Annotated in this window: 10 protein-coding genes; 6 read left to right on the top strand and 4 right to left on the bottom strand. The window is 62.0% G+C overall.

Translation table 11 applies throughout. From position 1 onward, the window contains the following. Positions 1 to 52: 52 nt before the first annotated feature. Positions 53 to 418, top strand: coding sequence for a DUF6927 domain-containing protein (locus K7W03_RS26150; RefSeq protein ID WP_222887818.1), 366 nt, complete (start codon positions 53 to 55; stop codon positions 416 to 418). A gap of 183 nt (positions 419 to 601) precedes the next feature. Here K7W03_RS26150 and K7W03_RS28150 read toward each other — a convergent pair whose 3' ends face one another. Then, positions 602 to 1195, bottom strand: a complete 594-nt coding sequence (locus K7W03_RS28150) for a sigma factor-like helix-turn-helix DNA-binding protein (protein ID WP_061934261.1) — start codon at positions 1193 to 1195, stop codon at positions 602 to 604. An 80-nt stretch (positions 1196 to 1275) separates the two neighbouring features. Beyond that, positions 1276 to 1881: a twin-arginine translocation signal domain-containing protein gene (locus K7W03_RS26140; protein ID WP_061934263.1), complete on the bottom strand. Its 606-nt coding sequence runs from the start codon at positions 1879 to 1881 to the stop codon at positions 1276 to 1278. 261 nt (positions 1882 to 2142) lie between these two features. Between K7W03_RS26140 and K7W03_RS26135 the strand changes: the two genes are divergently transcribed. Beyond that, positions 2143 to 2289 carry a hypothetical protein gene (locus K7W03_RS26135; protein ID WP_162492717.1) on the top strand — a complete coding sequence of 49 codons (147 nt, stop codon included), beginning with the start codon at positions 2143 to 2145 and terminating at the stop codon, positions 2287 to 2289. A 95-nt stretch (positions 2290 to 2384) separates the two neighbouring features. Here the strand turns inward: K7W03_RS26135 and K7W03_RS26130 are convergent, their stop codons facing one another. Then, positions 2385 to 2876, bottom strand: a complete 492-nt coding sequence (locus tag K7W03_RS26130) for a hypothetical protein (protein ID WP_061934265.1) — start codon at positions 2874 to 2876, stop codon at positions 2385 to 2387. Positions 2877 to 2987: 111 nt separating this feature from the next. Here K7W03_RS26130 and K7W03_RS26125 point away from each other — a divergent pair, with 111 nt between their 5' ends. Both K7W03_RS26125 and K7W03_RS26120 read left to right on the top strand, forming a co-directional pair. Further along, positions 2988 to 3593, top strand: a complete 606-nt coding sequence (locus K7W03_RS26125) for a DUF7007 domain-containing protein (protein WP_139111423.1) — start codon at positions 2988 to 2990, stop codon at positions 3591 to 3593. Positions 3594 to 3850: 257 nt separating this feature from the next. Next, the gene (locus K7W03_RS26120; RefSeq protein ID WP_319024349.1) at positions 3851 to 4630 is read left to right on the top strand and encodes a hypothetical protein; all 780 of its coding nucleotides are present in this window, start codon (positions 3851 to 3853) and stop codon (positions 4628 to 4630) included. Positions 4631 to 4632: 2 nt separating this feature from the next. Here the strand turns inward: K7W03_RS26120 and K7W03_RS26115 are convergent, their stop codons facing one another. Then, positions 4633 to 5421: a hypothetical protein gene (locus K7W03_RS26115; RefSeq protein WP_062017056.1), complete on the bottom strand. Its 789-nt coding sequence runs from the start codon at positions 5419 to 5421 to the stop codon at positions 4633 to 4635. Between the two features lie 59 nt (positions 5422 to 5480). Here K7W03_RS26115 and K7W03_RS26110 point away from each other — a divergent pair, with 59 nt between their 5' ends. Next, the gene (locus K7W03_RS26110) at positions 5481 to 6119 is read left to right on the top strand and encodes a hypothetical protein (protein WP_061934272.1); all 639 of its coding nucleotides are present in this window, start codon (positions 5481 to 5483) and stop codon (positions 6117 to 6119) included. Between the two features lie 92 nt (positions 6120 to 6211). After that, positions 6212 to 6658, top strand: a complete 447-nt coding sequence (locus K7W03_RS26105) for a hypothetical protein (RefSeq protein WP_062733595.1) — start codon at positions 6212 to 6214, stop codon at positions 6656 to 6658. The last annotated feature ends 19 nt before the right edge of the window (positions 6659 to 6677 follow it).

The raw sequence follows: 6677 nt of genomic DNA, 5'->3' as shown, positions 1-6677 counted from the left end.
CATGCGGTGAAAGCTGCACGTGCGGTTCGGCGGGGGGATCAGGGCTGACTCCATGAGCAGCACCAATCCTACCCGACTGAGCGAATCCGCAGGGCCGCACGAAGCAGAATGCCCCGCCGATATTCTGGGCCTGCTGACGACGACTGACAGCGAATATGCGCTCGATTGGCGCCGGCGTTGCCTTGCCCGATTGCGTCTTCGCTCCCGTGCCCTCCGCAGCGGCGACCGGGTGCGCTTGGCATCCCCATTGCGGTTCACCGACGGAGAGACACGCGATCAATTCATCGTCGAAAAGCGTGGCCGCACCATGCGCTTCCGCGACGCCCAAGGTGGCAGCCTTTGCCATATCAACCACTTCATGGATCGGCACTGGCTCATCGTGCCGACGACCCGGGTCCATAAGACGGTCTTCGGATGAAGGGGAGGCCGTCTATCCTGTTGCACCGATGAGGGAATGTCATGTTCGCCAAGGATGAACCCATCTCGCCCAAGCGCCGCGCCCTGTGCAGCCGCGAAAATGCGGAGCGCATCGCATCGCGGATCTTCGATCAGGGCTTCTGCCCCGTGAGCGTCATCCGAACCGGAGATGCGCTCCAACCCTTCAGGGTTTCGACGGCACCGTCGCAGGATGATCATGTTGAATTGCAGATGGTGTCGTGAGGCGACGCCCTTGTTCCTTCAGCCAGTCGGCATAGGAGAGCGGGCTTTGAGCAATGGCTCGAATGGCGCGCAACATTCGACGCCTGACGATCCATTTGAAGGTCCGCTGGCGTCGAGCGATGTCTGCATAGCTCAGTCCCTCGAGCCGGTTCAACAGAAAAGCCTCGCGGACCTGCACTGGCATCGTCGCCAGAACCGCCTGCCTCACGAGCAGGTCGTCATCTTCAGCATCGCCCCATGCTATGATTTCCCGCCTTCCCCGGATGCGCAACGCCTGCTCGCAATAGGCGCGGTGCCGCTGTCGCAGCGCCCGTTCCGCAGGCTCGATATTTGCGTTTTGCGAGCGACTGGGCTTCTCCCCGTCCATCACCGTCGCGACCATGGCCAGCGCTTCGGCGAGGCACGCCTGGACGGCTAAAGCATCGATGGACAGGCGGCCCGCAATTTCCGCGAAGGACAGATCATCATCTCGGCACAGCAGGAAAATCTCGCCCATCAGCGCGGGCAGATCGTTCACGGCGGCGTCGATGGCCACCAGCCTCGCCGCGTCAGGTCGGGTCTTGGCAGTCTCCCGGGGTAATGGGGAGATTGCTGATGTCCGGTGGGTGTGCGGCATCATGCCTGCACCTCACGCTGTTCGCGCCGCCAACCATTCGGGCGGCGATGGCCGGTCACATCATGGACATGGTCGAGCAGCGTGCGAAGCAATGGTGCAACCTTGCTTGTCGTGAAGCCGCCATCGTCCGGTCGCGCTTCAAATCGATGGGCATGGCCCCACTTCCAATATGGCGAAAGGACGGCTGCTAACCGCGCCATGTCCGGGCAGCCATGCCCGAAGCCGGTTGCGTTGGCATAGGCAAGCGACTTGGCGACATCGAGACGGATGTGCCGCGCATTCCATTCGTCGGAAAAGCCGATGTCGAGCAAGTAGGAGGACAGGCCCAGTTGGACGACAATGCCGGATCGATACAGCATTTCGCCGACGTCATTGCCGCAGATGCCCTGGTTCAATCCCCACAAGAAGGACTCTGCATTATGATAGCGGAACCGGCTCAGACTTCGGCCCTCCCTGGTCCGCGCAAGGGTGGCTGGCTGGTCTTCATACTGCGTGTGCAGCACGGCCAGCGCATCGCTTGCGGGCGATACGACTGCCACAACCGGGGCGGCCGTGAGTGCCCGCAAAAGATCGCGGCGTGACGGGCGGGGATCAAACTCATCCATATGCGCCTCCTTTTCCGCATCCGATGCGGTCCTTGCGGAGAAGCCGGGATGGACAGGGCACGGTCCCGGCGCTTTCCACATGATTCGCGGCGATTCCATTGCGATGGGCCAACCAGCGGATTGGCCGAATGGCAATATACGCCACCGTTTATTGCATAAACGACGTCGTATATGTAAATAAACGGTGGCGTCAATAGCTTTGGCTTGGAGATTGCAGATATGACCGTTAGCGACGAAGCAATGGGACGAAGGCCGCTTGGAATGAAGCCGACTACGGTCAGGCTATCGGAAGAGACGATCAGCCGTATCGATGCGCTGGTCGGCAACCGACGCTTCGCGCTATTTGTCCGCGAGGCGGTCGAGAATGAGTTGCGCCGCCGGGAAGAGCCGGAGAAGGCGAAGGATTAAGCCGCTTGATCGGCTGATTGAACCTGCTGGATCCGATGCAGAGTTCCGGCGGGAAGCTGCGAGGCCGGATCGACCCCGCAGCCTGAAAGTGACGCCTAGCGGCGCAACGCCTCGTCCATCCACCAGGATGGACCCTGTCGGAAATCCTCGGCCATTCCGATCATTGGTCCGTCCGGTTCATCGGCGACATAGGGCCGTTTGACCGGCATCGTCGGGATCTTCAGGCGCATCTGTTCACCCGCGACCCGCCCGCGCGGTTCGAGGAGAGTTTCGAGCCATTCGAGATCGTCGAGCATCTCGATCACCCCGCGGCCCGCCAGGCAGAAATAGATGCAGCGCTGGAAATCGTCGCAATTGTCGTTCGACAGGATCGACATCAGCTTCCGCTTTCCCGCTGCGGCGCCATCAAGGACCCACTGCGCGGCTTCCCGCAGTTCCCGCACCGAATAATAGGCGTCCTCCACCGGCATGTTGATGCAGGCGTTGGCGATCATCCGGCGCGTCGGCCGATTTTCCGCGTCGAGCGCGGCATCGCGCAGGCCAATGTCGAGATCAAAATGGCGGCGAATGTCTTTCTCAAGGCTCATGGGCACATCTCCTCGGAAAAGAACATATAGAGAACAATTCGCCGGGTCAAGCTTGGTTCGACCGGCAGAAGGAGAGGGGGAGCGAAGCCGTGAAGCAAAAAGGAGTACAACATGACGATCTTCCTACCCTCAGCCCAGCCGACCATGAGCATTTGGGGCGCCATCCAGAGCGCCGATCAGATCGCGCCCGGCATCTGGCATGTGTCGACCCCGAGCCACGGTGGCATCCTCTTGTCGGAGCAGCGGCAGGCGGCGATGCCCGATGCGCTCCGGCGCGACGAGCCCTTCTACGAGGAGGACGTTAACTGGGCGCTCGTCTATCTGGGTTTCGAGGCCGAACTGCGCCGGGTCGATCGGCCGGCCATGGGCGCGGCAATCCTGCTGGCGCACGACACCGTTCGATCCTGGCGGCCGCAGGCCTACAGTGACTTTACTGGCAAGCCAGTCACGCCCCGCGACAGTCATGTGCTGCGCGCGATCGCGGCCTATGAAGCCGTGATCGGCGAGGTCGTGGTGGTCGCCGCCTTCGGCTCTCATGCCGATTGGGTGCCGGAGGGGAAGACCGGGGTCATCGGCCGACGGGTGCTTAGCGTCGATCATCTGGGACATGCGACCTATGAGATGATCGACCATCGTGCCCTGGTCGATGCCGAGCGCTATGACAGCTGCCAGATCGTCAACAGCTTCACGGCGATCGGCGCCGAACCGTTGCCGTGACGATGGAGATCATCGTCGGGTTGCCGCATCTGGGCAAGGGGCCGATCCTCGACCGCGTGGTTGCGCTACGGCAACCGGCGCTTATTTCGGCCAACTGCCTTTCCAGATATTCCGCGAGCAAGGGATGGCGCGATTGGACGAGATGGAGAACCGGGCAGCTCGCCAACGCTCGTCCGCTGGCATCGCTTCATCTCGACAGCGCGGGTTTCGTCGCGACGGCGCGCTATGGAGCATTCCCCTGGTCGATCGCCCATTATGTGGCGCTTGCCGCCGCCTTTCCATTCCGATGGTGGGCCAGCGCCGACTATTGCGTGGAACAGGAAATTGCCGCTGACCGCGCACAGGTGCTTGAACGGCTGTCACGCACCATCGCGGCCAATTTCGAATGCTGCCGCCGCGCCGATGATCATGGTATCTTGTCGACCATGATGCCGGTGATCCAGGGCCGTCGACCCTGCGATTATGAGCGCTGCCTCGACGCGCTATGGGGATTGATCGAGCGTGCGCCGCTTATCGGTGTCGGCAGCATGTGCCGTCGCGAGGTCGCCGGACCTGAAGGGTTGATCGCGGTGGTCGAGCATCTCGACCGGATCTTGCCGCCGTCAACCCGCCTCCATCTGTTCGGCGTCAAAGGCCCGGCCATTCCCTATCTGCTTCCGTTCGGGAAGCGGATCCGCTCGATTGACAGCCAGGCCTATGGCACCAGCGCGCGTCGCGAGGCCCTGAGCCGGGGCATCTCAAAGACCGACCGCTTCGTTGCGGACCATCTTGAGACCTGGCTGGGCCGTCAGGCCGAGCGGCTTGGCGATGCGCCAAAAGCTCTGCCCATAAACGCTCCCAATATCACGGATGCCCTGCCGGCCGATGGGTGGGAAGCGGCGATCGCGCAGGCGCGGGGCGAGATCCAATCCTTGATCGAACAGGGTGAACTCGACCATGATGCGCTGGTCGAGCCTTGGATCCAAACATGGGCGGCCGAGATCTACCATAGTCGCAGGGATGCGTTCGGAGGAACGGCTATCCGCGCAGCGGCATGATGTCAGCCGTCATTATCATGTCCGTTCGCGCGCTCCCGTTTATCCTGGTCTGAACGATCCGAGGCGATCACGCGCACGCCCAACGCCTGGATGATCTGCATGACGTCAGGAGCGAGCTTCGCATCCTCCCACTCGGCTGCGCCGGACCATGGTTCCTCAGGCGAGACAGGGGTGAGCTCTCCGGACGAAAAGTCCATGAGATGGCCCGACTGAATGAAGTGATTCTGGAAGTCGCACTGATAGTCACCCAGGATCTGAACCGGGATTTGCTCATCGCCGGCCTGTCGCGCCGCAAACACCTCATGTTCACCGGCAAGGACGATATAGAGTGTTGGCAGTCGTGCGCCGCTGACGCGCATCACCTCGATGGGACCCGCGGGCCTTTCCTCGCGCCGCGCCGTGATGGCGCTGACCATGCGATTGTAGTTCCAGGGTTGCGCCAGCACATGGCGCGTTTCGACCTGTTGCGTGACCTGCCCTTCCAGCGATGTGCATTTGCCGGTGGTGGCGATCAGCGCTGCGGCCAAGCGATCGACCTGAAACGCCCCGCCGATCACCGTCAGCACGCCGGTTGAATTGAGCGCGGCGGAGCGATCATCGTCGGAGGCCAAGGGGGATACGCTGGGCAATCGCACGTCGATCGTCCCAGCCTGTATCAAATCGATCAAATTCATAACCACGGCATTGGCCCCCCGGCGCGACGCGGCGATGCTAATGTCGATCGCCCGCGCAAGCCATACTGCCGATGGGGTATGAACCGCAGAAAAACGGCTGCTGGCCCAGATCGGCAAAGAGGAGGGGGATCGAGGTGGAAGGAGCGCGCCCTGCGCTTGAAGCCGGAGACCCCATCATGAGCTACGATGTTGCCTTTCGCCACGCCCAGGCCCTTGATCCGAGCGGATGCACGACCATCGCCGCAACACTTCACGTGCTTGAAGCGGCGATCACCGATTGTCGCAACGCGGGCAAAGACATTGAGTGCGATCCTGCCGTCATTCTGTTGGCCCGCCATTTCAGCACCGTGTGCGCGAGCAAGGCCTCCGAGGCCGAGATGCGGCAGGCGTGCATGACGGAGATCGCCGCCATTCGCGGCAGCCCGACATTGCCCGTCCTTTGTCAGCGCGGCGTCGCGTATGACGCGCCGGCCAAACGCACCTTTCACGCCGAAGGGCGCCGCGCTCTGCTTCGCTTTGCCGATGCGTTGGGGCTTGCACCGGGGGCCTACAGCATTCGTTCCAACCCGGCGGGGCCGGCGGTATCGGGCGACATCACCCTGCATGGCCAAAATCTGTGGATGCAATTGTCGATCTCTCCTTTTGGCCCTGGCCATGAAATCTGCTTTCGTCGCGTGCGGGGCCGCGACGATCACATAGGAGAACGCAACCACTGGGCTTCGGTTCAGGAGCTGCTCACCCCGGACCGATTGGCTGACCGGGTTTGCCGCGACCTCAAGCTGCCCTGCTGCGCCAAGCCGCGTCTCGCCGTTTGACGGCGCCGGTCCGCCAACGCCTTCCCATCCTACGGATGATGGGGCTGCCGCGACCAGCCTGCTGGCGCATGCGACAATCAGGAACGCCACCCATGGACACCAAAAGCTTCATCGCATCCGATCCCGCCTGTTGGATCAGCCGAGGCCGAACCGCCGAGCATGCGGAAATGATCGCTGCCGCTTGGCGTGCCTATCCCGACCTCCCGAACGACGCCCCTCTGGATTTGCGCATGACCCGGACGCGCGAACGGGTGGTCGCCATGCGGCCAGTTACGAACGCGATTGCGCGTCAAACCGAATGCGAACGGCAGGCCCGCAATTTCGCCTTCACGCAAGCGAAGGTGGCACGGGGTGGCGGCACGCGACTTGATCAGGCTATTCTGATCGGCCGCACGGATCATGGCTATGACTGGAACGAGGCCGTGGAATTTGCCAATGGCTGGTATGCTTTATGCCCAGCTGCGCATAAGGCGTATTATCGCGAGGTTGGAATAATGCGAAGGAAGTCAGCTATGCACGAGAATTACGCCGTTTTCTAACCGCGTTGCTGCGCATTAT

Origin of the sequence: Sphingobium sp. PNB (genome assembly GCF_019873065.1) — a bacterium.
Taxonomy (GTDB): domain Bacteria; phylum Pseudomonadota; class Alphaproteobacteria; order Sphingomonadales; family Sphingomonadaceae; genus Sphingobium; species Sphingobium fuliginis.
The sequence above is the reverse complement of the archived record's forward strand: the minus strand, read 5'-3'. Positions and strand labels throughout refer to the sequence as shown.

Excerpts from the sequence above, each read along its gene's own strand:
- K7W03_RS26150 (WP_222887818.1), top strand. The coding sequence starts at position 53 with ATGAGCAGCACCAATCCTACCCGACTGAGCGAATCCGCAGGGCCGCAC.
- K7W03_RS26140 (WP_061934263.1), bottom strand. The coding sequence starts at position 1,881 with ATGGATGAGTTTGATCCCCGCCCGTCACGCCGCGATCTTTTGCGGGCA.
- K7W03_RS26135 (WP_162492717.1), top strand. The coding sequence starts at position 2,143 with ATGAAGCCGACTACGGTCAGGCTATCGGAAGAGACGATCAGCCGTATC.
- K7W03_RS26130 (WP_061934265.1), bottom strand. The coding sequence starts at position 2,876 with ATGAGCCTTGAGAAAGACATTCGCCGCCATTTTGATCTCGACATTGGC.
- K7W03_RS26125 (WP_139111423.1), top strand. The coding sequence starts at position 2,988 with ATGACGATCTTCCTACCCTCAGCCCAGCCGACCATGAGCATTTGGGGC.
- K7W03_RS26110 (WP_061934272.1), top strand. The coding sequence starts at position 5,481 with ATGAGCTACGATGTTGCCTTTCGCCACGCCCAGGCCCTTGATCCGAGC.
- K7W03_RS26105 (WP_062733595.1), top strand. The coding sequence starts at position 6,212 with ATGGACACCAAAAGCTTCATCGCATCCGATCCCGCCTGTTGGATCAGC.